This is a genomic window from Cesiribacter sp. SM1 (assembly GCF_020178975.1).
GTDB lineage: Bacteria > Bacteroidota > Bacteroidia > Cytophagales > Cyclobacteriaceae > Cesiribacter.
This window is the reverse complement of sequence record NZ_JAHXBU010000090.1, coordinates 96,810-120,439: the sequence shown is the minus strand read 5'-3', so window position 1 is coordinate 120,439 and position 23,630 is coordinate 96,810. Positions and strand designations below refer to the sequence as shown.

23 protein-coding genes are annotated in these 23,630 nt (G+C 48.2%); 10 read left to right on the top strand and 13 right to left on the bottom strand.

What is annotated here, in order from left to right:
• Positions 1–33: 33 nt before the first annotated feature.
• The 8 genes from KWJ01_RS17000 to KWJ01_RS16965 form a co-directional block, all read right to left on the bottom strand.
• Positions 34–603, bottom strand: coding sequence for a hypothetical protein (locus KWJ01_RS17000; RefSeq protein ID WP_224998038.1), 570 nt, complete (start codon positions 601–603; stop codon positions 34–36).
• A gap of 303 nt (positions 604–906) precedes the next feature.
• Positions 907–1,629, bottom strand: coding sequence for a head GIN domain-containing protein (locus KWJ01_RS16995; RefSeq protein WP_224998037.1), 723 nt, complete (start codon positions 1,627–1,629; stop codon positions 907–909).
• A 160-nt stretch (positions 1,630–1,789) separates the two neighbouring features.
• On the bottom strand, positions 1,790–3,262 hold the full coding sequence (locus KWJ01_RS16990) for a glycoside hydrolase family 140 protein (protein WP_224998036.1): 1,473 nt from the start codon (positions 3,260–3,262) through the stop codon (positions 1,790–1,792).
• A gap of 152 nt (positions 3,263–3,414) precedes the next feature.
• The gene (gene map / locus KWJ01_RS16985; RefSeq protein WP_224998035.1) at positions 3,415–4,188 is read right to left on the bottom strand and encodes a type I methionyl aminopeptidase; all 774 of its coding nucleotides are present in this window, start codon (positions 4,186–4,188) and stop codon (positions 3,415–3,417) included.
• A gap of 133 nt (positions 4,189–4,321) precedes the next feature.
• A complete protein-coding gene (locus KWJ01_RS16980) occupies positions 4,322–5,512 on the bottom strand; it encodes a redoxin domain-containing protein (protein ID WP_224998033.1) in 1,191 nt (396 codons plus the stop codon).
• Positions 5,513–5,749: 237 nt separating this feature from the next.
• Positions 5,750–6,316, bottom strand: coding sequence for a DUF4136 domain-containing protein (locus tag KWJ01_RS16975; protein WP_224998031.1), 567 nt, complete (start codon positions 6,314–6,316; stop codon positions 5,750–5,752).
• A 92-nt stretch (positions 6,317–6,408) separates the two neighbouring features.
• Positions 6,409–7,302, bottom strand: a complete 894-nt coding sequence (locus KWJ01_RS16970) for a beta-1,6-N-acetylglucosaminyltransferase (RefSeq protein ID WP_224998029.1) — start codon at positions 7,300–7,302, stop codon at positions 6,409–6,411.
• Positions 7,303–7,385: 83 nt separating this feature from the next.
• Positions 7,386–8,306 carry an SMP-30/gluconolactonase/LRE family protein gene (locus KWJ01_RS16965; protein WP_224998027.1) on the bottom strand — a complete coding sequence of 307 codons (921 nt, stop codon included), beginning with the start codon at positions 8,304–8,306 and terminating at the stop codon, positions 7,386–7,388.
• 168 nt (positions 8,307–8,474) lie between these two features.
• On the opposite strand from KWJ01_RS16965, the gene KWJ01_RS16960 reads away from it, so the two are divergent.
• The gene (locus KWJ01_RS16960) at positions 8,475–9,083 is read left to right on the top strand and encodes a hypothetical protein (RefSeq protein ID WP_224998026.1); all 609 of its coding nucleotides are present in this window, start codon (positions 8,475–8,477) and stop codon (positions 9,081–9,083) included.
• A gap of 155 nt (positions 9,084–9,238) precedes the next feature.
• On the opposite strand, the gene KWJ01_RS16955 is transcribed toward KWJ01_RS16960, so the two are convergent.
• The gene (locus KWJ01_RS16955; protein WP_224998025.1) at positions 9,239–10,171 is read right to left on the bottom strand and encodes a hypothetical protein; all 933 of its coding nucleotides are present in this window, start codon (positions 10,169–10,171) and stop codon (positions 9,239–9,241) included.
• 276 nt (positions 10,172–10,447) lie between these two features.
• A complete protein-coding gene (locus KWJ01_RS16950) occupies positions 10,448–12,550 on the bottom strand; it encodes a thiamine pyrophosphate-dependent enzyme (RefSeq protein WP_224998024.1) in 2,103 nt (700 codons plus the stop codon).
• 198 nt (positions 12,551–12,748) lie between these two features.
• On the opposite strand from KWJ01_RS16950, the gene KWJ01_RS16945 reads away from it, so the two are divergent.
• The 3 genes from KWJ01_RS16945 (at position 12,749) to KWJ01_RS16935 (ending at position 15,916) form a co-directional block, all read left to right on the top strand.
• Positions 12,749–14,257 (top strand): tetratricopeptide repeat protein, encoded by a 1,509-nt coding sequence (locus KWJ01_RS16945; RefSeq protein WP_224998023.1) that lies wholly within the window; start codon positions 12,749–12,751, stop codon positions 14,255–14,257.
• A gap of 15 nt (positions 14,258–14,272) precedes the next feature.
• The gene (hemF, locus tag KWJ01_RS16940) at positions 14,273–15,172 is read left to right on the top strand and encodes an oxygen-dependent coproporphyrinogen oxidase (protein ID WP_224998022.1); all 900 of its coding nucleotides are present in this window, start codon (positions 14,273–14,275) and stop codon (positions 15,170–15,172) included.
• Positions 15,173–15,319: 147 nt separating this feature from the next.
• On the top strand, positions 15,320–15,916 hold the full coding sequence (locus KWJ01_RS16935) for a phosphatase PAP2 family protein (protein WP_224998021.1): 597 nt from the start codon (positions 15,320–15,322) through the stop codon (positions 15,914–15,916).
• 80 nt (positions 15,917–15,996) lie between these two features.
• Here the strand turns inward: KWJ01_RS16935 and KWJ01_RS16930 are convergent, their stop codons facing one another.
• Positions 15,997–16,179, bottom strand: a complete 183-nt coding sequence (locus KWJ01_RS16930) for a hypothetical protein (protein WP_224998020.1) — start codon at positions 16,177–16,179, stop codon at positions 15,997–15,999.
• A gap of 293 nt (positions 16,180–16,472) precedes the next feature.
• Positions 16,473–17,069: a riboflavin synthase gene (locus KWJ01_RS16925; protein WP_224998018.1), complete on the bottom strand. Its 597-nt coding sequence runs from the start codon at positions 17,067–17,069 to the stop codon at positions 16,473–16,475.
• A gap of 135 nt (positions 17,070–17,204) precedes the next feature.
• On the opposite strand from KWJ01_RS16925, the gene KWJ01_RS16920 reads away from it, so the two are divergent.
• The 6 genes from KWJ01_RS16920 (at position 17,205) to KWJ01_RS16895 (ending at position 22,345) form a co-directional block, all read left to right on the top strand.
• Positions 17,205–17,870, top strand: a complete 666-nt coding sequence (locus tag KWJ01_RS16920; protein ID WP_224998016.1) for a protein-L-isoaspartate(D-aspartate) O-methyltransferase — start codon at positions 17,205–17,207, stop codon at positions 17,868–17,870.
• 53 nt (positions 17,871–17,923) lie between these two features.
• Positions 17,924–18,478, top strand: a complete 555-nt coding sequence (locus tag KWJ01_RS16915) for an acyl-CoA thioesterase (RefSeq protein ID WP_224998014.1) — start codon at positions 17,924–17,926, stop codon at positions 18,476–18,478.
• A gap of 27 nt (positions 18,479–18,505) precedes the next feature.
• Positions 18,506–19,114, top strand: coding sequence for a hypothetical protein (locus KWJ01_RS16910; RefSeq protein WP_224998012.1), 609 nt, complete (start codon positions 18,506–18,508; stop codon positions 19,112–19,114).
• 23 nt (positions 19,115–19,137) lie between these two features.
• Positions 19,138–19,833 carry a C40 family peptidase gene (locus KWJ01_RS16905; protein WP_224998010.1) on the top strand — a complete coding sequence of 232 codons (696 nt, stop codon included), beginning with the start codon at positions 19,138–19,140 and terminating at the stop codon, positions 19,831–19,833.
• A gap of 45 nt (positions 19,834–19,878) precedes the next feature.
• Positions 19,879–20,265, top strand: coding sequence for a hypothetical protein (locus tag KWJ01_RS16900; protein WP_224998008.1), 387 nt, complete (start codon positions 19,879–19,881; stop codon positions 20,263–20,265).
• A 157-nt stretch (positions 20,266–20,422) separates the two neighbouring features.
• Positions 20,423–22,345 carry a M1 family aminopeptidase gene (locus KWJ01_RS16895; RefSeq protein ID WP_224998006.1) on the top strand — a complete coding sequence of 641 codons (1,923 nt, stop codon included), beginning with the start codon at positions 20,423–20,425 and terminating at the stop codon, positions 22,343–22,345.
• Positions 22,346–22,469: 124 nt separating this feature from the next.
• On the opposite strand, the gene KWJ01_RS16890 is transcribed toward KWJ01_RS16895, so the two are convergent.
• Entirely contained in the window at positions 22,470–23,612 is a 1,143-nt protein-coding gene (locus KWJ01_RS16890) for a TlpA disulfide reductase family protein (protein ID WP_224998004.1), read from the bottom strand.
• Positions 23,613–23,630 lie beyond the last annotated feature (18 nt).

The following is a 23,630-nucleotide window of genomic DNA, read 5'->3' as shown; positions in this document are numbered from 1 at the left end:
CACAACATCTTTCACTCCGGCGGCAGCTTCTTTTTAAGAGGATGAAAGCCTAAGGAAAGGCCAACCCGGAGGCCCGCCCCAGCTAACTTTTGCATCATCTGCATAGCTGGGATCTCGCAGGTAGGTATCAGGATCCCGGTTATCCCACCGCAGGCTACCCCACTGCCAGCCAGCATGCAGGCCCATAAAATAGTCGAAGTAAAACCTGCTGCCCCTGTAGCTTTTTACTCCCCACATTGGGCCTATGTTAACAGAATGGCTTTTATACCACTGCCCTTCCCAATCAGCACCATGCGGAGCACCATGTTCTGTATTTTTCAGGATCAGGTAACTGCCATAGTAAAAATGCTTGTCCCTCCTCCCCTTCCAGGGGTAGTAACGTTTGTATTCAAGTGCAGCTATCTTTTCTATGTTGAATTCATTGTAAATGTTTCCCTCGATAGGAACAGCATTAAACCCAGCCTGCAAGCCAAAAGAATGCAGCCGGAAAGGAAACTCTACTCCTGCCCCCAATGAAACCAGCAGGCATCTTGCCTGCACAGAGAAATTAAGGCTATTGGAACGATAGGTCTGTGCCTGCTGCGCCTTTACAGGCAGGGTCATCAGCAGAAAAAAACTGAAGCAGATGAGAATACGCTACAATTGCAGTTTGTTTGTGTCATTAAATAAACAAAAAGCTGTAACACTTCCTACACCCCTGGCCACCAGAGGTCCTGATTACATGGCTTTAAGTTATGCCCGGCGATTTTTTGCTGCGATGATTGATATGCAGGTCATGGACTGCTTAACCAGTTTCACACACTCCAACTGATAGCCGCTACCCTTGCACTATTAAATAAAAAAGCAGCCCTGGCTATGCCAGGGCTGCTCATGCTGAACTATCTATATGTAAACGGAGAAGTTTCTTTAGTTTTTAGGCCTTACCTTGCCAGAACCGCTGATCCTGGAAGTAATTTGGGGATTGCCTTTGTACTCTACATCGCCGGAGCCGCTCACATGCACATCCAGGCGATCTGTTACCCAAAGCATGCTGTTACCTGAGCCGGATACGTGCACTTCTGCACTGTTGCTTAGCAGATCAAAGGCATGCACATCGCCACTGCCGGAGATATGAATGTTTTGCCAGCCGGCTTCACCGGTATAGTAAACCTTGCCAGATCCCGAAATACTGGTTCTTAGTTCATCTGTTATCACCTCAAGTTCTGCTTCTCCGGAACCAGATATATGCACTGAGAGCGCTTCTGTTTCTATAGTGTTTTCCCCGATAATATCGCCGGAACCACTAACAGAAAGGCTGGTAATTTCAGGGGTAGTGAGATAGATAGTAATGGGATCATGCCTGCGAACGTTACGGTCGAATTTGATCTTAAGGTTGCCGCTACGCACATAGGTTTCTATGTTCTCCAGTACGTTTTCCTGGGCAATGATACGGACTTCTTCTTTTGGCCCCTGCTGCAGGTACACACGTGCGGGAATAGAGAGAGAAACTTCGTTATAATCCTGCACGGAGCGGCTTTCCTCCACTGTTGGTCCCGAACCCCTGATGCCTATAAAATCATCGTCGCAGGCAGTAAACACAGATAAGCTAAGCAGGCTAAAAATTGCAAGGGCAGTTTTTGTCGTTTTCATGGTTGATTAAGAATGTGGGTGTATTTCTCGTTTGTATAGATAAAACACATACCCCACGGCCTACCCTACCCTGCTGCTGAAAAATATTTAAAAAATATTTCCGCCGATCATCCTGGTGAAGAAACCGCTTCAGACCATACTATTCATAACTCTTAAAGCTTCAGTTTGACAGGCCCGGATTACCAGGCGTTTTATAGTGCCGTGAGGCATCATCAATAACCAAAACCCAGTCCTCACCTTCTTTGGGAGGCAGAAATGTCTGTATGCTTTTACTCCATACTGATTTATGTTTGATGGCCTCTCCTGTTCTGGGGTTAAACCACCATATGTTTTTTGTACCTCCGCTTATTCTGCCCATATCAACGCTAACTGCTTTGTTCTGTGGCAGGTAAACCATGGCATAGGTTCCTTTTTTATCACGGGTGGCCAGGAGCAGGTCTACATAGCTACTACCTTTATCCGAAACCACAATCCCATTATCGGCTACCCTTGAGAAGTAGGGCCGGGAAAGCAGCAGGTTTTTCAGGTGCTGCATTTGTTCAGCGGCGGGCGCATGCAGGGCATCACGCCAGTGAATCTTTTTATCTGCCTTGCTGATCATGGGGTACCGCTCCTCGTCTGCAAACTGCCAGACGTGGTGATGCCCGTAGGTAAAGCCGCAGGCGCCGGCAAAAACGCCCCTGTACACCCTTGCCCGCACATCGTATGCTGTAAAATAGCCTCTCTCTTCCTTTGTCCATTTGCCATCCCAGAAATTTACCGGGTGATCTTCGTAACAGGGCTCCATATCCAGGGTAGGCTTTTGAGGCTGCAGGGCCAGATCCCGCTTTACCCACTCCCAGGCAGGTGTTTCGCGGGCGCCGTGGCCAGACTGGAAAGCATTCATATCAAGCCATTCTTCTGTGTGTATGTGCTGTGAGCTGGAGTTTGGCCCACCCGAAGGATGGTAACTAATAAAAGCTTCTCTACCCACAACTCCTTCAATTCCCCTGGCCATTGCCCGCCACACCGCAAGATCGTTATATTCTTTCTCTACGCCCTGCCTACCGGACTTGTACATGACCGGGCGATCGCCGCCTACAATCCAAAGTACATTCCAGTGGCTGCCATAGCGTTTTGCAAGTGCAGCACCAAATATTTCCGCATTATCAGGGGTAAATACAATCGGGCCTTCGCCCCATAAATGGGCCACTTTATCGCCCCAGGTGGGCAGCAGCCCAACATACATGCCCAGCTCTGCAGCTTTGTTGATTACCCAGCTCACGTGGTCCCAGTAATCATACTGCACCGCATCTGCCGGGTCGGCACCCGGGGTAACGGCAAGCCTGCCCGGGACTTCTTCTATCAGGGGCAAATCGCCATAGCGGTTGGGCTCCCTCAATCCGTTTATTTCGGCCAATGATACTGCCTGTATCACATTATAACCCTGTTGCTTTCTTACCCGCAGGTAAGCTTCTGCCTCCTCGCGTGTAAGCCTGTGAAACAACTCCCAGGCAGTATCGCCCAGCCAGAAGAACGGCTTTTTGTCATGGGTAGTCAGGTAGCGGTTATTATCGCTTACTTTGATTTGTGCATTGGTAAGGCTGCAAAAAATGCAGCAGATCAGGAGGGGTGTACAGTGCCTGCGTTTCATCCGGATAGCTTTTTGTTAAGATAAGCTATTTTGCTGAAATAGCCCCGGGTGGCGCAGCGGAAAGCCACTGTACAGGCAAGCGCAGGCTTTATAGCAATATACCTTATGTCTAACAAGCTTTAATCCGGATACAACAGGCACAGCCCTTTGTGTTATACAGGGCTGCTCCAGATACCGTTTGCCTGAGTGAGGATAACAGGCTCCCCATCGGTAATGAGAATGGTGTGCTCGTGCTGAGCCACATAGCTGCCATCTTTGGCGATGAGGGTCCAGCCATCTTCCTGCTCATGGGCATAACTGGCAGCAGTAGAAATAAATGTTTCAACAGCCACCACAGAGTTTGTCTTGAACCTGTTGCGGTTAGCCTTGTCGTAGAAGCAGGGTATCTCCCTGGGCGATTCGTGCAGACTTCTGCCAACGCCATGCCCCACCAGGTTCCTAATCACATTATAGCCGGCTTTTTTAGCTTCTGATTCTATAAGCCCGCCAATGTCTGCAATCTTCACCCCTCCTTTTATTTCCTGTACTGCCTTAAACAGGATTTGCTTCGATGCCGCCACCAGGGGCTCATGCCTGTGCAGGTCCTGTCCCAGTACAAAAGAGCCTCCATTATCTGCCCAGTAGCCATCCAGTTCTGCAGAAACATCTATGTTCAGCAGGTCTCCCTCTTTCAGAATGGTTTTGGCAGAGGGTATGCCATGTGCAATTTCATGATTTACACTGATACAGGTCCAGCCGGGAAAGCCGTAGGTAAGTTTTGGAGCAGACTTAGCCCCCAGCTCCCGGAGTAATTTACCACCCCACTCATCCAGCTCCTTAGTACTCATGCCAGGAGCTGCATGTTCACGCATTTTCTTAAGGGTGGTGCCTACAATTTCACTAATCCTCCTGATTCCCTGCAGTTCTGCATCTGTAGATATTGACATAGCACTTCTGTTTTATTCTGATTAACCAGTTAAAAAAGAAACCGGCCGGCTAATGTAACCTTTTTGTTACACTACCGGCCATTTTCTGTTTATTTTCCACCCTATGTGATGAGCAGGCCATCACATCTGCTGATCAATAATACCTGCCTAACTGCTCTACAATAGCCTTTTTCATTTCATGAGGATCAATGGTGCCTTGTTTGGCATAAACTTTTTCACCATTGGGTTTTAGTAAAATAGTATAGGGAAGTGCTCCCTGCCAGTCGGGATCAATCGCTTCTATGAGTGCATACTTATCCTCTTCAGAAAAAAGGTAGTTGGTAGAGGCTGCCGCATTTTTATCGTTCAAAAACTTCAGCACCTTGTCTTTTTTCTCTGGTTTATCGGCACTGATGGTAATCAGCTCAAATTCCCGGCCACCATACATACGGCTCATGTCCACAAAATCAGGAAATTCACTAACGCAGGGCCCGCACCAGGTTGCCCAAACATTGATCAGGCGCAGGTTTTCGCTCTTGCTTGTCACCAGCCTGCGGATGGCATCTTTGTCTATCAGCTCCAGGCCTGCTGCTTCGGCAGCCCACTTTTCTTCTGTTTTTACATTATCCCCGCGCTTGCCCGACCATTTAACCGAGCAGCCAAAGGTTTTGGTGGTGGCTTCTGGCACTGCCCTGCCGGCAAGCACGGCATCCAGCGCCCGGCGCAGATCTTCGGCATTTGCAGAACCTGGTTTTTCCGAAGCATCGAGGCGACCCGCATACTGCAGCTTACGGTCCTGGTCGAACACAAAAGCATGTGGCGTGGCAACAGGCCCATAAGCGGCCGACATGGCCTGGGTTTCGCCGTCGTAGAGGTAGAGAAAATTGTAGCCCTTGTCTTTTGCCCGCTGCTGCATCTCTTCAAAGGTATCGTTCATATCGCTGTAGCCCAGCTCATCGAGGCGCACTGCCAGCGGATCGTTAGGTGATACCGCCACTAAAGCCACTCCCTTATGCTTATAATCTTTTGCCAGCTGAATCATGCGGTCTTCATAGGCCTGGGCGGTTGGGCAATGGTTACAGGTAAAAATTACCGCCAGGGCCTTGCTGTCGTTAAAATCTTGCAGGCTGTAGGTTTTGCCATCTATACCCGGAAGGCTAAAGTCCGGAGCCTGGCTTCCTATAGCTAGTGTTTGCACATCTTCTGAATGAATAAGGCGTGCAGGCACCACTTCTTCTGCAGCCACGCTTGCTTCTGCAGCATCGGTGACCACCTGCTGCTCAGCCGATGACCCACAGGCTGCATAAACAGCTGACAGGGCACAGAATAATAATACTTTTTTCATTAGAGCATGGGGGTTTCTTCAATCAAAATAGCATTAAATGCTGTAAGTTAAAAGCACAGGGGCTTTTTGTGTGGTATAGAACCGGGCAATCCTTCCTCTTTTCAGGCCCTGCCTCGGATTGCTGTGCCTGTGCGATAAGAACCGCTAATACTCAAGCAGGCCAGCATATATCTTTAAACAGGCATCAATGGGTGAGTAGCAGGGAAAGCCTGTGCCGTCCTGTATAAGCAGCTGTGTTTATTCAGGGGCATTACCCGGATACCTGTTAAACAGCTTCTCCATTGCTTCGTTGATTCTGTTTTCCAGCCTGCGGGGATTATCTGTAAGCGTACCTGTGGCAACGCCCTCCCACACTCTTTCACGCCTTTCGGCATCAATCAGGTCTATTGAAACAGTACCCTGTTCATAGCGGCGTACAATTCTTTCTTCGGCCTCCCAATGGTACCTGCGCTGGCCAATGTAAACAGGAGCCTCCCGTATATCTGTCTGGCGGGTCTGCACTTTTTCCTCCACCACAATGCCAATATTCACCCACAGGTCCGGATCTGGCGCCATACTGTACCCCAGCTGCTCCATTTCACGGGTAATGGCATTTTTAAGCAGCTGTATTGCTTCGCTGTTTGCATCTGCCATGCTATCGTTTTTAAGAGTAACGTCCAAAAAGTTAAAGGTCTGGTAAGAGGTATAATCCACATCTGGCAGCTGCAGGGCTGATACCACCTCTACAGGGGCAGAAGAGCAGGCACTAAGCAGCATCAGCAAAAAAAAACCGCTGCATTTAAAAAAATAAATAGACTTCTTCATGATTCGGTAGGTTCTGGGAAAAGACCACCAGCCATGGGGCCTTCCTGTTTGAACCAGGCAGTGCCGTAAGAGTTTAAGAAAAACAGGCTTGACTACTTATTTCCCTGCTTAGCACTAAAACCAGCATCTGGCTTTCCATGGAAGGCATTTAGGCGCCTGAGTACTTCCGCATCATAGCTTACATCAAACTTTCGGGCAAAAAGACCTCTGCTGGCAAGGATCTTATCCAGATCTTCCATACCCAGTGTTTTTGGGTTTCTGGCCCCTGCACCCCAATCGATGTAGCGCAACCAGTCATTGATGGTGGCATCCCGAAAGGGAGAGTTCATCACCAGGGTGTGCAGCCATATTTCGTCAGATATATACGTTTCACTGTATTGCTTCAGATAGGCAGGGTTTTCCTGCAGGTAATTTAATATATAGGTTAAGGTAGCGTGGTTGATGTTTACCCAGTTACAGCCGCCATAGTATGCCAGTGGCTGAAGCTTGCGCATGTAGTTATGTTTAAGCTGCAGCCTCCTGATACTTCTGCCAAACTTATTTACCAGCTTTCCCCAAACTCCCTCTTTTTCTTCCGGCCAGTAGAGCTGCAGCCTGTGAAACCCGCCACTGGGGCCCCAGCCTGCTATGGGCAATGGCGCGTACTCCATAAAGTTTAAATGCCTGTTTTCTTCCAGGAAATGCCTGATCTCCCCGTTACTCCTAATGGGAAAGTCCTGCCCGCTGATTACCAGGTAATAATGGCACTGTTGCTTGTGTGCCAGCCTCAGTAAATCCAGGGTTGCGCTCGATATTTTAGCGCTTGCCCAGCTGATGCTGTACTTCTGGATTACTTGCACACCCGGATATTTGCTGAAATGGCCTGGCCGGATGTGCCACTTTTTATCCAGGTGGATGAAGATTTCAAAACTACCATACAGCCTTTCAATCAAGAGCTCCAGCTGTTCTATGTTTTTATGCGCAAGAATGAGTACGGCAATTTTCATTACAGTAGCACCTGATGAGATAGCAGGATCTGTTTGTTGCAGGGGTTACGATAAAAAGGAGCTTCAGACAGAAAAGCTAACATTTACCTGGCGCCCTTCACCTTCATTTTAAGGCCATAAACAGCATCCATGGCTGTTATAAATAGCATCTGGCGGTCTTTGCCCCCAAAGGTAACATTGGCTGTCCAGTCTGCATCAATAGGTATATGGGCTATTTGCACACCAGATTTATCGAATACGGTTACGCCTTTTCCGGTAAGGTATACATTCCCTTTTTCATCAATCGTCATGCCGTCAGACCCCATCGGTGCAAACAAGGTTTTATTCCGGAGCTCTCCCCCTTCTCCGATATCGTACACATAGGTTTTACCGGCTCCAATATCGGCCACATATAGCTTTTTACCATCGGGGGTTCCTATAATGCCATTTGGCTGTTCCAGCGCTTCATCTACCTTAAAGAAACGGCTCCTGTCAGGACTTAGGTAGTACACATGCTGGCCATCCTGCTGCATGGCCGCATCACGCTCCCAGTATTCCCGCTTATAGAGTGGATCTGTAATATACATTCCTCCCCCGGGATGTATCCAGAGGTCATTAGGGCCATTCAGGAGTTTGCCCTGGTAATCTGTAAGCAGAACGGTGGAATTGCCCTTCATATCCCACATCCAGAGCTGGTTGTGCTCATCGGCACAGCTTATGAGATTACCGTTTTTATCAAAGTACATGCCATTGGAGCGACCCGCCTCATCAGAAAAAGTAGAGAACTGCCCTGTTGCAGCATCCCAACGGATGATTTCGTTGTTTGGCTGATCGGTAAAATAAACGTTTCCTACACGATCTGCCGCCGGTCCTTCTGTAAAAGTATAACCAGCACCCAGCTTTTCTAGCTTTGCGCCTTTGGCTACTATTGAATTATTATCTGTCATTTGTGCAGTACCAGCCCCGGGTAAAAATATGGTTAATAAGGTGCCAACAAAAAGTAGTGCTGCCTTTGCCTGATTCATGTACAAAGCTTTTTTTCCTGATGATACAACATTAAACCTAATTACGCCAGCAGTTTAACTTTTACTGACACTTAAATCACTTTATAACCGGCGCAGCTTGTAAGCCGAAGACAATATGACTATTTTTCTGTACTACTGTTTGTATCATCACCATCCTTATTTTTTGCCATGCATCCATTACAAAAACCCTTTGCGCTTGGCGTGTTGCTGCTGGCAGCACTAAACAGCAGTGCGCAGTCAACAGCTACCTCCATACCCCCTGCCGAGGCACAAATAAAATCAGCTGTACTGGCTGCCCCTGCCGATAAGCAGGCGGGTGCCGCAGTATGGGGCTACAACCAGAATGGTGAATTTACAATGCTGCGCAAAGGCACCAATGAAATGGTGTGCCTGGCCGACGACCCCAACAGCGAAGGCTTCTCCGCCTCCTGCTATCACAAAGACCTTGAGCCTTTTATGGCAAGGGGGCGCGAGCTGAAAAAGAGCGGCAAGAACTTTCAGCAGATTTTCGACACCCGGGAGCAGGAAGCCAAAAGCGGTAAGCTGCGCATGCCTGCACAACCCTCCACCCTGTTTGTACTGAATGCACCAAAAGAAAACTACAATGCAGCTACCGGAGAGGTTAAAGATGCCTACCTGCGCTATGTAGTGTACATTCCCTACGCCACTGCCGAAGGTACCGGCCTGCCACTAAAACCAGAAGCACCCGGCATGCCCTGGATCATGTACCCCGGCACCCACGGTGCCCACATCATGATCAACCCGCCTAAGAACTAATATGCAAAGCAATTCCTGCAACAACTCCCAGGCTAACTGTTTGGGTTTACGCCAAAAAGGGGGCGTTAATTCACAAACAGCAGGCAAAAGTGTACAGGCATCGTGTTATTATGCTGACAGGAAAAAAGGATCTAATAAATTGGGGGGGAGCGTATTTAGATTGATTTAAAAGAAAGGCTCTTAAGTAATTCCTCTACTGAAACTCTGTAAACATTAAACTTCCCATTCAATACCTGTTCATCTAACTGCGCCTGTGTATCGTCATATTTATCTGAGCAGAAGAACAAATCTTTTCCATCAGCAGAAAAGAAAGGCGTAAACTCAAAGAATTTAGAATTCACCTGGTCTCCCAGGTTTATGGGAGCAGACCATGCTTCACCTTCTTTTCTGCAGATGTACAGATCTCCCTGGCCAAAACCGCCGGCTCTGCCCCAACCTGAATATACCAGATAATTACCATCTGGTGATTGTACTGGATCCGCCTCAAATTCAGGGGTGTTTACAGGAGGTCCAATGCTTACTGGCGCTGTAAAAGCTCCATTTTGGTAAGTACTGTAGTAAATATCTGATGAGGTAGCTTCGCCCCCCCTTGTTGAGTTGAAATACAGCGATCCTTTAATATATTCCACTCCAAGCTCCATTTGTGGTGAATTCACCTCTTTAACCGGCTGTGGTGCTGACCACAGCCCGTGAACCAGCTCTGCGCGCCATATATCATAATCTTTTTTAGGCAGCTCTCCTCCATCTACCGGCCTGTTAGATATGAAAAACAATGTTTTACCATCTGGTGTAATGCTTGGGTCTGAATCGCGGTAACGATCATCTGAAAAGCTGATACGCTCCAACTCCGTCCACTTACCATGCTCCAGCCTGGAGGTCATAATCTTTGACTCTTTGAACCCTGGCAGGGAATGAACAATGTATAAAGTTCTGCCATCTGCAGTAAAGCTGGGGTTAAACTCATTACCAGGAGTACTGATAACGCCTTCCTCAACCAAAGCAACATTTAACTTTTGTGCGTGAAGCAGATAAGGTGCACAAAATACAACTGAAAAAACAAGCACTATAAAAAATTTACCAGATACCATATACTTTAACAATAGCAGATATTAGATTGCTATACCTCAGCAAGGTATACAGTTACTATTAAAGCAGCCAGAAGGATGTTACGAACGGTTTAAAGTCTTTTTATCTGGCATTTACCTTCCGCTAGAGCTAAAAAATCGCCTTACAAACCAGCCTATGGTATCTCTTGACACACCCCTCCAGGTACAGCTCTTATCAAAAAGTGCATCCGCAAGAGCAAGTCATCCTGGAGAGCTGCTGCTCATAAAACTACATATTCAGCAATCAGTCTTTACCGCTTAATACCCCAGCAGCTCTTCAAGCCTGGCGGCTACCTTTTCGGCACTGGGGAGCATGGCTTTTTCAAGGGCTACATTCAGGGGTACGGCCGGCAGTGGTAAGGCACCCATGGTCATTACAGGGGCATCCAGCTGCTTAAAACAGTGCAGGCTTAGGCGGCCCGCCAGGCTCTCGGCAAAGCTGTTGAGCAGCGGCTCTTCGGTAAGGATCAGCAGTTTTCCATGCCGTTCAACCAGACTTGTGCAGGCATCCCAGTCCAGTGGGTTGAGGCTGCGCAGGTCCAGTATTTCTACCTGGCCGGCAAAGCTTTTGCTTGCCGCCCTGGCCCAGTGTACGCCCATGCCATAGGTAATAATGCCGCAGGTATCACCTTCAGCTAGTTTTTCTTCGCTGGCCTCCTGCACTACCCGGGCCTTACCCAGCGGTATAATGTAATCTTCTGCAGGCTCGGGTGTTTTTGCTTCTTCCGTACCTGGCACTTTACCCCAGTAGAGGCCCTTGTGCTCCAGCATAATCACAGGGTTAGGATCGTAGTAGGCAGCTTTCATGAGGCCTTTCATATCGGCAGCGTTGCTGGGATATGCTACTTTAATACCCCGTATGTTCAGCAGGGTACTTTCTATGCTGCCGCTATGGTAGGGCCCGCCGCCGCCATAAGCTCCAATTGGAACCCTGATCACAGAGGAAACAGGGAACTGCCCCCGGCTTAGGTAGCAGCTTTTGCTAAGCTCCTCAACCAGCTGGTTCATGCCCGGCCATATATAATCAGCAAACTGTATTTCTACAATTGGCCTGCAGCCCACCGCCGACATGCCTACCGTTGAGCCTACAATGTAAGCCTCCTGGATAGGTGTATTGAACACACGGTCTTTTCCATACTTATCACCAAGGGTTGCTGCCTCACGAAAAACACCTCCCAGGCGAGCCCCCACATCCTGCCCGTAGAGCAGCGATTCCGGATGCTTGCGCAGGATCTCGTCGATGGCATGCAGTGCCGCATCTACCATTAATACTTTTTCGGCACCGGCAGGGGCACGTTCGCCCTGCTCTGCCTGAACAGGGGTAGGAGCAAACTCATGCTCCATCACCGTTTCGGGCTTAGGATCTGGCGCCTGCAATGCCCTCTCGAAAGCCTCTTCTACTGTTTGTACGGCCTGTGCCTCCAACCTTAGCAGTTCTGCTTCGGTAAACAGCTGCTCCTCCAGCAAAAAGCTCCTAAGCCTGGGTAGTGGATCGTTTTGCTGATGCTGCTGCAGGTTGTGCTGCTCCCGGTAAAATTCTTTACGCACTCCCGAGGTGTGGTGCCCCAATAGCGGACAGCTGGCATGTACCAGCACGGGAGCCCGCTCTTTTCTGGCATAACTAAAGGCCCGCTCCATGGCCACATAAGATTCTGTAAAATCAGCGCCATCTACTGTAATGCGCTCGAGGCCAGGGAAACCAGCCGCATATTCGTAAGCACTCATTACACGCATCTCTGCGCCTGTAGCAGAAATACCCCAGTTGTTATCCTGCACCAGGTATACAACCGGCAGCTTTTTCAGCACTGCCATCTGAAAAGCTTCGGCAACTTCTCCTTCCGTTACAGATCCATCGCCAAGAGAACATAATACCACCGGCTTGCCCTGCTCTCCGCTGCTTTGGAGAAGATTACGGCCTTCCAGGTAACGCAGGCCATGTGCCATACCCGTAGAGGGAATGGCCTGCATGCCGGTAGCAGAACTCTGGTGCGGTATGGTGGGCATGCCCTCCCGCTTTAAGCTGGGGTGCGAATAATAGGTGCGTCCGCCACTGAAGGGATCATCTGCCTTGGCAAGCAGTTGCAGCATTAATTCGTAAGGCTGCATACCAATGCCCAGCAGCATACTGTCGTCGCGGTAGTAAGGGGCGGCATAATCTACCGAAGTAAGCTGAAATGCTGCTGCCAGTTGTATGGCCTCATGTCCGCGGGAAGTGCTGTGCACATATTTGCTACTCAGCTGCCGCCGCTCTTCATAAAGTGCCGCCATACGGCCAGCCATGCACATAAGGCGGTATGCTTTACGATAAAGGGCTTTATCAAGGGTGGTACGGATATCTGTGGAAGCAGTTTCTTCTGACATAGCAACTCTGTTTCTGTACCTGCAAAGGTAACTAATTTTACGTAAAAGCGAACGAACGTTAGTAAAACTGATGATTCAAAGAAACGTTGTATTGTTAACTTAGTTTTTACTAAAAGCTTACCCGAAAATTACATTTTGGCACTTTAACCAATTCTTCCTTTTACTTTTACTGTACACGAACTGCAGAGAATAATGTTTATGCGGCGTTGCCACGTACTGTTTTTCTTTATCCTGCTTGCTTATCCGCTGGCTTCCCATGCACAAAAAGAAAGGATTTCCGCCAGGATCGATTCTCTGCAAAGCCTTGCAAACCAGTTTCGTTTACATGATGTAGCTACCGCCATTACAGCCGTTGAGCAGGCCCAGACCCTTGCCCTTGAGAACAAGCTCTACATGCATGCATGCAAAGGCTATAACCAGCTGGGCTCTATTTACCTCAACATAGGCTTTTATACCAAATCACTCGAAAATTTCCACAAGGCACTGGCGCTTAGCAAAGAAAAAAGCTGGCTGGATTTTGAAGCACAGGCCTTAACCAACATAGGCAATGTTTATTACTTTGAAGACAGCCTAAAGCATGCCCTGGCCTATTACCAGCAATCTCTTAAGCTTAGCACCCGCTCCCACAATCTAAAACTGGAAGCACGCAACCTGGGCAACATTGGCATGGTTCACAGCCACATGGCTAATTACACACAGGCGAAAGAGTATCTGGAAAAAAGCCTGCTCATTAGCCGGGAGCTTAAGCTAATGGAAGGCACCTGCCTGAACCTGCTGAACCTGGCAGATCTCTATTACCGGCAAAATCAGCATGACTCTGCCCAATATCATTTTAAAAATGCGCTGGCACTGGCAGAAAAGATCCGGTATACGCAGGGTAAAATCTACACCCAGATGGGGCTTGCTAAAGTGTACAGCACACTACAGGATAATGAAGAAGCCAACAATCTTTTACAAGCTGCACTGGCACTCAGCAGGCAGGTAACAGATAATAACGCCACTAAAACAATCCTCACCCAGCTCTCCGGCCTGTCTGCCCAAAATGGAAACTACAAACAGGCACTTAGCTACCAGCGCGAATACAGCAAACTCAGCGACAGCCTCAGCATGCTGGCGCAGCACTCCGAGCAGCAACACTATTTTAATTTACTGGAAGCAGAACGGAATATCAACGAAAACCGGCTGCTAAAGGCCAACGTAGCCGCCCGCGACCTTGAGTTGAAGGCATCACTGGCCAATCATCAGAAACAACTGGCAATTACATTTGCCTCTGTTATTGCTGTAATCATGCTGATTGGTATAATGGTGTTTCTCCTGTACCACTACCACCAGAGCAAGCGAAATCACGACAGGCTGCAACAAATGCATGCCGCCATACAGGCACAGGCAAAAGAACTTGAGGAGGCTTACGATAAAATCAGGCAGCACAATATTGAGCTGGAGGGAAATATTCAGGAACGCACCCGCCAGCTGAACCAGCAAAACCGGCAGCTTATTCAGTACGCTTTTTTCAATGCCCACAAAGTCAGGGGCCCGCTAGCCAGAATTTTAGGACTTGTTAACCTGCTGCCAAAAGCAGAACATCAAACCGAGTTTCACTTCATCCTGGACCGATTGAACGAGTCTGCACATGAGCTGGATAAGGTAGTTCATGAAATTAACGTCATTCTTGAGAGCAAGACGGTTAGCCAAGATAACTTTAATTAATGTAAATTGGGCGCCATGAAGCCCACAAAAGAAAATATAGCAGAATGGTTCGGTGGTTTACAGGACCGGATCTGCCTGGCACTGGAAGCTGCCGATGGCGGCAGCCGTTTTAAAGAAGATGCCTGGGAACGGCCAGGTGGCGGCGGCGGCCGCAGCCGTGTGTTTGACAAGGGCGCCGTTATTGAGAAAGGTGGCGTTAACTTCTCTGCTGTCTGGGGCAAAACCCCTGAAAAAATTCTGCAGTCCCTTCAACTAGCCGAGTCTGAATTTTATGCTACGGGTGTTTCCATTGTGCTGCACCCAAACAGCCCTATGGTTCCCATCATTCACATGAATGTGCGCTATTTTGAAATGAGCAACGGGCCCTGGTGGTTTGGTGGCGGCATAGACCTTACCCCTCACTACATTGATGCTGCTGATGCCCGCTGGTTCCATGAGCAACTAAAGCAGGCCTGCGACAAACATAACAGCAGCTACTACCCCTCCTTTAAAAAATGGGCTGATGACTACTTCTACATTCCACACCGCGGCGAAACCCGTGGTGTAGGCGGCATCTTCTTCGACAGGCAAACGGGTGATGCACCTGATGCGAAAGAAAAGCTTTTTGCGTTTGTACAGGATATTGGTGAGGCCTTTGCCCCCATATACACCCAACTGATGCAAAAGAACAAGGCATTGCCTTTTGGTGAGGCTGAACAGCATTGGCAGCGCCTGCGCCGGGGCAGGTATGTGGAGTTTAACCTGGTTTGGGACAGGGGCACCAAGTTTGGCCTCGATACAGAAGGCCGCACCGAAAGCATCCTGATGAGCATGCCTCCACAAGCCAACTGGGTATACAACTACCAACCCGAAAAAGGCAGCCCAGAGGCTAATACCCTGGCGCTACTTAAAAAAGATATTGATTGGTTCGCTTAGAATGGGTCGCATAGACTGGGTCGCTTAGTTTAACTGCTGGCGACCACACCAAACCTGGCAGGTTCTTAAACCTGTAGGGCTTAAAGACCCTGCTGTGAAAATAGGTTTAAATAACCCGGTATTTGATTACGCAATACTTGATAAAAGATGATAGAACAGATAGACCAGTGGGATAAAAATCTTTTGATCTGGCTCAACAGCCTGCACCTGCCCTGGCTGGATACCCTTATGCTCCTGGTGAGCCACAAGTTTTTCTGGCTGCCGCTCTATGTTGGCCTGGTTGCCTGGCTCATCTGGAAAGAAAAATGGCAAACGGTGTATCTGCTGGTTTCTATTGCACTGGTGGTAACAGTTGCCGACCGATTTACTTCAGGCTTTATGAAACCGTTTTTTGAGCGACCCCGCCCCTGCCACGATCCTGAAATTGGACACCTGGTGCGCATTATAGGCGGTTGTGGCGGCAAATATGGCTTTGCCTCCTCGCATGCCGCTAATGTTTTTGGGGTAGCAGCTTTTTTCTGGACTTTGTTCGGCAGGTACTATAAAGCCATGGCACTGCTGTTTCCCTGGGCTGTACTGGTTTCGTATAGCCGCGTTTACCTGGGCGTACATTACCCTACAGACATTACCATTGGGGCAATTGTGGGCATGATCAGCGGATGGGCAATATGCCGCCTGTGGCTGTGGGCACAATTTAAACTGCCACCAGCCAAAGAATTGTTTAGAAGAAGAAAAACGGCTTAGGACCGCATAAACTACTACGCTCGCTCAATGCATGTATTTTCATAACCCTAAGCCAGAACAAAACCCTCAGCAGGAGCCAATTAAGAGCGCTCCCCAAGACGGGTGTTGATCAGCATATCAGCAAACAAAATCAGTCCGAATCCCACCAGCAGGGTGTTCAAAAATACCTGTGTTGCTTTTACCGGCATAACACCGAATACATTCAGTGCGACTGCTAAAACAGCAACTACCAATAACAGAAACAGGCGCAAATGCTTATTCATGACTTAAAAAATAATATAGTTGATACTGAATTTCGTACTCCTTAAAATTAATTAAATTTTTTAAAATTTCTTACATCATCAAAAATTATTTTTTCAGACATAAATACAGGCTCCCCCAAAACTACTAATTGCCTATACTCCTTAATTTTAACCTTTTTTTAATACTTTCCCCGCCTTAACAGGTAAGCGCTGCATACTTTCTTCGCCTAAAACCTGCATAATCAAAAATAAAATCACACATACTTGCAATAAAGGATAGTTAAGGAGTACCCATCTTCGGGCTACGCACTGGGTTACCCCTGCTTTTGATTTGCCATAATTTTCTGCAGATACTTGCCAATCACATCAAACTCAAGGTTCACGCGCTGGCCCGGCTCTAAAAAGCCAAAGGTGGTGTGCTCATAGGTGTATGGAATAATGGCTACCCTGAAGGTGTTACGCCCGCTGTTAAAGCAGGTAAGACTTGTGCCGTTTATGCAGATTGAGCCCTTTTCAACCGTCAGGTGCTGACTCTCCGGGCTATACTCGAAATCAAACAGCCAGCTCCCATTCAACGACTCCTTGCCTGTACAGATTCCTGTTTCATCTACATGGCCCTGCACAAAGTGACCATCAAAGCGGCCATTGGCAGACATACAGCGCTCCAGGTTAACATACTGCCCCGGCTGCAGTGCTCCCAGGTTAGTTTTTTTTAGTGTTTCATCAATTGCTGTAACCTGGTAACGGTCGCCAGAAACAGCCACTACAGTAAGACATACACCATTGTGGGCCACACTCTGATCTACCTTAAGCTCAGGGGCTAAACTGCTCTGGATCTCAAAAGTAAGGTTGGTTCCCCGGGGCCTGATATCTACTACGCGGCCCATATCTTCAATAATTCCGGTAAACATATAATAACAAATAAGGCAAATGTAAGTACAAATTTTAAACAGCCAACAGCTTCCGGAAGTTTGTACCCCCTGTACCATCGAGGGATTAAAAAGCTTTTAGGCACCCTTCTTTTACCCTATATTTGCAGCACAAATATGGTACAGGAAGATAGCTACAAGCACAAGGGCATGCGTCGGGCCCTTGCCAAAATACTCACCGACAAAGGCATACGCGATCCCAGGGTGCTCGATGCCATTATGCGCATACCCAGGCATTTCTTTTTCGAAACAGCTTTTCTGGAACAGGCATACCAGGATAAAGCCTTTCCTATTGGTGAGGGTCAGACGATCTCACAGCCCTATACCGTAGCTTTTCAAACGGAGCTGCTGGCCCTGCAGCCCGGCGATAAGGTGCTGGAAATTGGTACTGGCAGTGGTTATCAGTGCTGTGTTTTACTTGAAATGGGTGTTAAGGTATACACTGTTGAGTACATCCAGAAACTGCACGAACGTGCAAAAGCCATGCTTACCTACATGGGCTACAAAGGTGCAGTGTATGTACATGGCGATGGTTCCCGTGGGTTGCCCTCCTATGCTCCCTTCGATAAAATCATTGTAACTGCCGGCGCACCTACAGTACCTACTGCGCTGCTGCAGCAGTTACGCATTGGCGGCGTGCTGGTAATACCGGTTGGCGACGAAAGGCAGCAAAAAATGCTGCGGCTCACCAAAGAAAGTGACACCAAAATCCGCAAAGAAGAGTTCAGCGGGTTTAGCTTTGTGAAACTCAGAGGTGCACAGGGCTGGGATGCCATGCCCTAACACCTGCCAAAAACTCCTGATGCAGGAGCACCATACCAATACTTTTAGAACTTATGAGTAAGAAGAAGAAATATTCCAGGGAGTCGCTGGTAACCATGACGGAGCTGGTACTGCCAAATGATACCAATACCCTTAACAACCTGATGGGTGGCCGCCTGATGCACTGGATGGACATAGTATCTGCCATCTCGGCACAGAAGCACAGCAACCGTGTGGTGGTAACTGCCTCGGCAGATAGCATCTCCTTTGGCCATCCCATACAGCTGGGCAATGTGGTAACCTTAAAGGCGCATGTAACCCGCTCTTTTAATTCTTCTATGGAAGTGCACATTATGGTTACGGCAGAAGATATACCCTCCGGGCGTAAAGTTGAAACTAACCAGGCATTTTTTACCTTTGTAGCTGTTGATCAGAGCGGCAGGCCAATAGATGTACCCGAGGTAGTTCCTGAAACCGACGAAGAAAAAGAACTCTATGAAAGTGCACTGCGCCGCAGGCAGCTACGCCTGGTGCTGGCAAAAAGAATGAAGCCTCAGGAAGCAACAGAACTACGCTCTCTCTTTTTTACTGAAAATGTGTCTGCCGGAGAATCTGAAAAGAAGAAATAAGCGCTAACCTAAAGCTGCAGCAAAAAGATGCCTTTACAGCCCGAAAACAACAAGAATTACTGGCCCTTGCTGCTCACCGACGAGCTGTACCTGCTCCCGGCAGATCTGGCGCAGCAAAGGCAGGAACAGACAGATGTTCAGGCCCCTGCCCTGCAGGAGAGGCATGCGGCAGCCGGGCCGCAATCCCAGGCAGCAGCTGAGGTTCCTGCACCCCGGCAAGAAACGCAGGCAAATCCCGTGGCCCCGCAGCCCGATCTGATCTGGGGCTCTCTCAGGCGGGGCGTACTAATTCTGGTAGATTATCCGGCCCATCCGCTCATGGACCGGCCCGACGGACTGTTTCTTGTTGAAGTACTAAAAGCCGTAGGTTTTGACTTCAAGGAAGTTGCCACACTTAACGTTTCCCGCTGCAAAACTTCTGCCGACTGGGAGTATGTGCGGCAGCTATCCTGGCAGCATGCACTGATCTTTGGGGTGGATCACCCCGAGCTCACCTTTACACAACAGAATGGCCTTTATGAGCTCCGGAATTGGGAAAACCGCCTGCTCATACAGGCAGATAAGCTCTCCGACATCCGCAACGATACCGGCAGCAAAAAGAAGCTCTGGAACTTACTAAAGCAGGTGTTCGTTTAGGCTTTAGACCAAAAAGCCTAAGGATGAATCTACAGCAACAAAGAATTATACAATTCTTCAAGCACATTGCCGGCCAAAAGTTTACCTGGTTTGCCTCTTTGATGGTGTTCCTCACGGTTACAGCCTTCAATACACGACCAGAAGATGTACCCTCCACAAAAGAAGATGCATTCGTATCTTCCCCCACAGTGGCTGCAGATATCCCTCCTGCACCAGCCAAAAACACCGATGAAGACCTTCCACATCTGGAAAAAGCATCACCAGCCAGTGAGCCATTAGAGGATACTACCCTGAATATTAAGCCCACTGCTCAAAAAAAATCAAATAAGCTTAAATCTAAAACCGCAAAGCTTATCGCTTATGCCCGCAGCTTTATGGGTACACCCTATGTTTATGGTGGTACCTCCCCAAAAGGTTTTGACTGCTCTGGCTATGTGTACCATATTTTTTCAAAATTTGGTTTCGATATAAACCGGTCCAGCCGCTCCCAAAGCATCCAGGGCAATAAAGTAGCAGTTGAGGAAGTGCAGCCCGGGGATGTGCTCTTCTTTACGGGCACCAATCCGGAAGAAAGAAGCGTAGGCCACGTTGGTATTGTGATCTCTGATCCGGGCGAACCTGTTACATTTATTCATTCTTCCTCTAACGGTGGGGTAAAAGTAAGTGAGCTGGAGGGCTATTATGATACCCGCTTCATGTTTGCTAAAAGAATGAATTAATTAGATTTTGCTTATTTTGCAGCCTAAAGCATAATCGCACTAAGCATGCAAGTGGTACTGGACAAACAAAATGTTAATATATGTTATGATAAAAGCAGGAAACGCCTATACCAGACCTGGAAGGGCTATTTAACTGTTGATGAGTTTGTTGCAGCCATTGATCTAAGCGTTGAATACTTCAGGCAGTACGATATTAACACCATACTATCAGATACTACAGATCAGGCGGTACTGGCGAAAGAGGGGGCCGAACATGCTGCTTCTGTAATGCCTGAACTAATTAAAAATGGCCTTAAAAGAGCTGCCTTTGTACTTCCCAAGAGCTTTTTTGCAAAATTAGCAGTAGAAGAATTCACTAATAGAACCGATCCCCAGCTGATTGGGCACTTTGCAAGCAGAGAAGAAGCAGAAGACTGGTTAAACAAGCTTTAAAATAATTTCAAAAGGTGTCTGCAAGCAGGCACCTTTCGTATTTATAAGAAAATTAAACCCTATCCGTTTTCTGCTAAGCCCCTGACTAGACCTTCTTTCAACAAAGTTTGGAAATTAAGGGTTTAACCAAGCCTTCAGCTTACCGGTATCTGAAATTATGCGTGCTATTATTCTACTACTGCTTGCCTCTCTGCTTTTCCTCCACCTTGCTGGCAATGCACAATCTACTGAAACAATTGCAGCCAGGGAGGCCAGGGCTCATGCTTCCCTGCGTTCGTTTACCCCATCAGCGCAAACCAGCACCTACGATATGATTTATCAGCGGGCAGAGTGGAACATCAACCCTGCAGTACGTTACATCAGCGGGGCTATTACCTCCCACTTCAGGCCAGGCGGGGCTGCACTAAACCAGCTGTGGATGAACCTGGATAATGCACTCATTGTAGATTCTGTTCTCTACCATTCAACAAAAATACCCTTTCAGCAAACCGAAGAAGACCTGTTGCGCATAGACCTGCCTGCCGCAGTAGCTACCAATACAGTTGATTCTGTTACCGTGTATTACCAGGGCACACCACCAAATACCGGCTACGGCTCCTTTGTGCAGCGCTCTCACAGTGGTGCTCCCATCATCTGGACACTCTCGCAACCTTATGGGGCAAAAGACTGGTGGCCCTGCAAACAGTCGCTAACCGATAAAATAGATTCAATAGACATTGTTGTTCGTACTCCTGCTGGAAACCGCGCTGCCAGCAATGGTGTGCTGGTAAGTGAAACTGAAGAGGGCAGCGACAAAGTGTACCACTGGCGCCACCGCTACCCTATTGCTACCTACCTGGTTGCTGTAGCTGTTACCAACTATGTTGCGTTCACAGACCTGGTTCCTTACGACAACAGCGCCATTGAGGTACTTAACTATGTGTATCCGGAGTCGGAGGCAAGCTTTAGGCAACAGTCAAAGAATGTAGTTGGCATGATGCAGCTCTTCAACAGGCTGTTTGGCCTCTACCCTTTTGCTGATGAAAAATACGGACATGCACAGTTTGGCTGGAGTGGCGGCATGGAGCACCAAACCATGAGCTTTATGGTCAATTTAAACTATGACCTGATGGCACATGAACTTGCACATCAGTGGTTTGGCAACAAAGTTACCTGCGGCAGCTGGCAGGACATCTGGGTGAATGAAGGCTTTGCTACCTACCTGACCGGCCTCACCAAAGAGCACCTCAGCAGCCCCGAAGACTGGTATAACTGGAAGCGTTCAAAAATACTTTCTGTTACAGCATACCCGGGCGGATCTGTGTGGGTTCGGGATACTACCAGCATAGACGAGCTCTTCAGCGGCAGGCTTAGCTACAACAAAGGTGCTTACCTGCTGCACATGTTACGCTGGGTGGTGGGCGACGAGGCCTTTTACAGGGGCATCAACAACTACCTGCAGGATCCGGCGCTGGCCTATGGTTTTGCCAGGGCTGAAGATGTAAAAAGACATCTGGAATCCAGCAGCGGCAAAAATCTCACTGAATTCTTTAACGACTGGTATTATGGAGAAGGGTATCCTATGTACAGGCTTATCTGGCAGCAGAATGACGATCACGTAAGCCTTTCACTTAGCCAGTCCTCTTCCGTACCCGCCTCAGTATCCTTCTTCGAAATGCCCGTGCCTGTTCTGTTCCGCGACAGCACAGGAAGCCAGGAGATGATCAAGGTTTTTCAGCATAGCGAACAGGAGCAGAATTTTGAGGCAGAAATACCTTTTAAAGTTGCAGAAGTTGTACTTGACCCCGAACTGTGGCTGCTCTCCCCCACACCTGTAGTAGAAAGCCAGGCCGAGGTAATGGAAGCAAGCCTGAAGCTATACCCAAACCCTACTAACACAAAAATTACACTGGAGGCCGGTCAGGAATTAACATTCAGCGAGGTGATCCTGCTTGATGTGCAGGGCAGGCAGCTTAAGTTGCACAATGCCAAAGGCAGGAGAAAGCTGGAGATAAGCACAAAAGGACTGGCAACCGGCACCTACATCCTTAGGATCAACACGAACCAGGGCATCGTTAGCAAACGCTTTACAAAGCAGTAAACAGCACAGTCAATTCATACGAAAGCGTACATATACAATAAAAAAAGCATAGTCTCCTGCTCCCGGCAAAAGACTATGCTTTCAGAATAACTCTGTTTTATAACACTCTGGGCTAAACTCTCAATTACTCTCCGAAGATTTCAGCCAGCTTATCTTCCAGGGCCTGACCTCTAAGGTTGCGGGCTATAATTTTACCGTCTTTATCCAGGAGCACGGTAGCTGGTATGGCTGTAATATCATAGGTCTGTGCAGCTTCTGAATTAAAGTAGTTCAGGTCACTTACCTGCGTCCAGGTAAGTCCATCTTTTTCAATTGCTTTTACCCAGTCATCCTTGCTGCGATCCAGCGATACGCCATAAATCTCAAAGCCTTTGTCGTGGTATTTATTATACAGCCTTACCACATTTGGGTTTTCACGACGGCAGGGGCCACACCATGCTGCCCAAAAGTCGATCATTACCACATTACCGCGTAAGTCTGATAGTTTTTTAACTTCACCCTGGGGGTTAGGCAAAGCAATTTCTGGTGCCACCTGCCCCATGGTAGTGCTGCGCATACGCTCAACACCCTGTGCAAAATCTTTTACGTAACGGCTATTGGGCAAATCCTGGCGCAGGCGGGTGGCCAGTGAATCAAGAAAGGTAAAGTCATCTTCCTTATTAAGATAGTTAACGCCATAGATGGCCGTTACAGAACTTTCCATATTGCGAAGCTTCGCCTTAATATCTTCACGCAGTTCTTTTTCAGTCTGCATATACGCATAACGAAGCTCTTCCATTCTGGCGCTGTTTCCCTGGTTCTGGGCTTCCAGGAACTGCTGCTCCAGGCCTGTTACCTCCTGTTGCTTCTGCTGCACAATCTTGTTGATCTCTTCCATGTAACGGGTGTCGGTAGAACCCTCTACTGTGGCAGAACCGGGCACGCCAGCCAGGTCGGCATTTACCAGCACATTCTCATCATTGAGCACCAGCGTTACAAACTGCTTATTATAGAGATTAAGGCGATAGAAACCAGGTTCTTCTACCTTTACCTGCTCACTGAAAGCCTTGTTCTCCAGGGGGAAAGTATCTAGCGGCACTACCTGGTTCTGCTGAATTTCTTCCAGCACAATATGGCCCTCGGCAGGAGCATTCTCAATTTTGCCGGTAATCAGCACCGATCCATCACTGGCAGCAGTAGCACTTCCGTTTCCACTTCCTTTATTAGAGCAGGCTACAGCAGCGCAGGCTAGCAGTACCAGCACACCTAATTGACGCAATTGTGTCATTCCTATGTTTTTCTTTAA

What these genes read in the sequence shown, in the direction of transcription:
- KWJ01_RS16900 (WP_224998008.1), top strand. Translation starts at nt 19,879, where the DNA reads ATGCAAGTGGTACTGGACAAACAAAATGTTAATATATGTTATGATAAA.
- KWJ01_RS16945 (WP_224998023.1), top strand. Translation starts at nt 12,749, where the DNA reads ATGCGGCGTTGCCACGTACTGTTTTTCTTTATCCTGCTTGCTTATCCG.
- KWJ01_RS16935 (WP_224998021.1), top strand. Translation starts at nt 15,320, where the DNA reads ATGATAGAACAGATAGACCAGTGGGATAAAAATCTTTTGATCTGGCTC.
- KWJ01_RS16995 (WP_224998037.1), bottom strand. Translation starts at nt 1,629, where the DNA reads ATGAAAACGACAAAAACTGCCCTTGCAATTTTTAGCCTGCTTAGCTTA.
- KWJ01_RS16925 (WP_224998018.1), bottom strand. Translation starts at nt 17,069, where the DNA reads ATGTTTACCGGAATTATTGAAGATATGGGCCGCGTAGTAGATATCAGG.
- KWJ01_RS16980 (WP_224998033.1), bottom strand. Translation starts at nt 5,512, where the DNA reads ATGAAAAAAGTATTATTATTCTGTGCCCTGTCAGCTGTTTATGCAGCC.
- KWJ01_RS16920 (WP_224998016.1), top strand. Translation starts at nt 17,205, where the DNA reads ATGGTACAGGAAGATAGCTACAAGCACAAGGGCATGCGTCGGGCCCTT.
- map (WP_224998035.1), bottom strand. Translation starts at nt 4,188, where the DNA reads ATGTCAATATCTACAGATGCAGAACTGCAGGGAATCAGGAGGATTAGT.
- KWJ01_RS16915 (WP_224998014.1), top strand. Translation starts at nt 17,924, where the DNA reads ATGAGTAAGAAGAAGAAATATTCCAGGGAGTCGCTGGTAACCATGACG.
- hemF (WP_224998022.1), top strand. Translation starts at nt 14,273, where the DNA reads ATGAAGCCCACAAAAGAAAATATAGCAGAATGGTTCGGTGGTTTACAG.
- KWJ01_RS17000 (WP_224998038.1), bottom strand. Translation starts at nt 603, where the DNA reads ATGACCCTGCCTGTAAAGGCGCAGCAGGCACAGACCTATCGTTCCAAT.
- KWJ01_RS16960 (WP_224998026.1), top strand. Translation starts at nt 8,475, where the DNA reads ATGCATCCATTACAAAAACCCTTTGCGCTTGGCGTGTTGCTGCTGGCA.
- KWJ01_RS16890 (WP_224998004.1), bottom strand. Translation starts at nt 23,612, where the DNA reads ATGACACAATTGCGTCAATTAGGTGTGCTGGTACTGCTAGCCTGCGCT.
- KWJ01_RS16975 (WP_224998031.1), bottom strand. Translation starts at nt 6,316, where the DNA reads ATGAAGAAGTCTATTTATTTTTTTAAATGCAGCGGTTTTTTTTTGCTG.
- KWJ01_RS16965 (WP_224998027.1), bottom strand. Translation starts at nt 8,306, where the DNA reads ATGAATCAGGCAAAGGCAGCACTACTTTTTGTTGGCACCTTATTAACC.
- KWJ01_RS16970 (WP_224998029.1), bottom strand. Translation starts at nt 7,302, where the DNA reads ATGAAAATTGCCGTACTCATTCTTGCGCATAAAAACATAGAACAGCTG.
- KWJ01_RS16895 (WP_224998006.1), top strand. Translation starts at nt 20,423, where the DNA reads ATGCGTGCTATTATTCTACTACTGCTTGCCTCTCTGCTTTTCCTCCAC.
- KWJ01_RS16950 (WP_224998024.1), bottom strand. Translation starts at nt 12,550, where the DNA reads ATGTCAGAAGAAACTGCTTCCACAGATATCCGTACCACCCTTGATAAA.
- KWJ01_RS16910 (WP_224998012.1), top strand. Translation starts at nt 18,506, where the DNA reads ATGCCTTTACAGCCCGAAAACAACAAGAATTACTGGCCCTTGCTGCTC.
- KWJ01_RS16930 (WP_224998020.1), bottom strand. Translation starts at nt 16,179, where the DNA reads ATGAATAAGCATTTGCGCCTGTTTCTGTTATTGGTAGTTGCTGTTTTA.
- KWJ01_RS16955 (WP_224998025.1), bottom strand. Translation starts at nt 10,171, where the DNA reads ATGGTATCTGGTAAATTTTTTATAGTGCTTGTTTTTTCAGTTGTATTT.
- KWJ01_RS16905 (WP_224998010.1), top strand. Translation starts at nt 19,138, where the DNA reads ATGAATCTACAGCAACAAAGAATTATACAATTCTTCAAGCACATTGCC.
- KWJ01_RS16990 (WP_224998036.1), bottom strand. Translation starts at nt 3,262, where the DNA reads ATGAAACGCAGGCACTGTACACCCCTCCTGATCTGCTGCATTTTTTGC.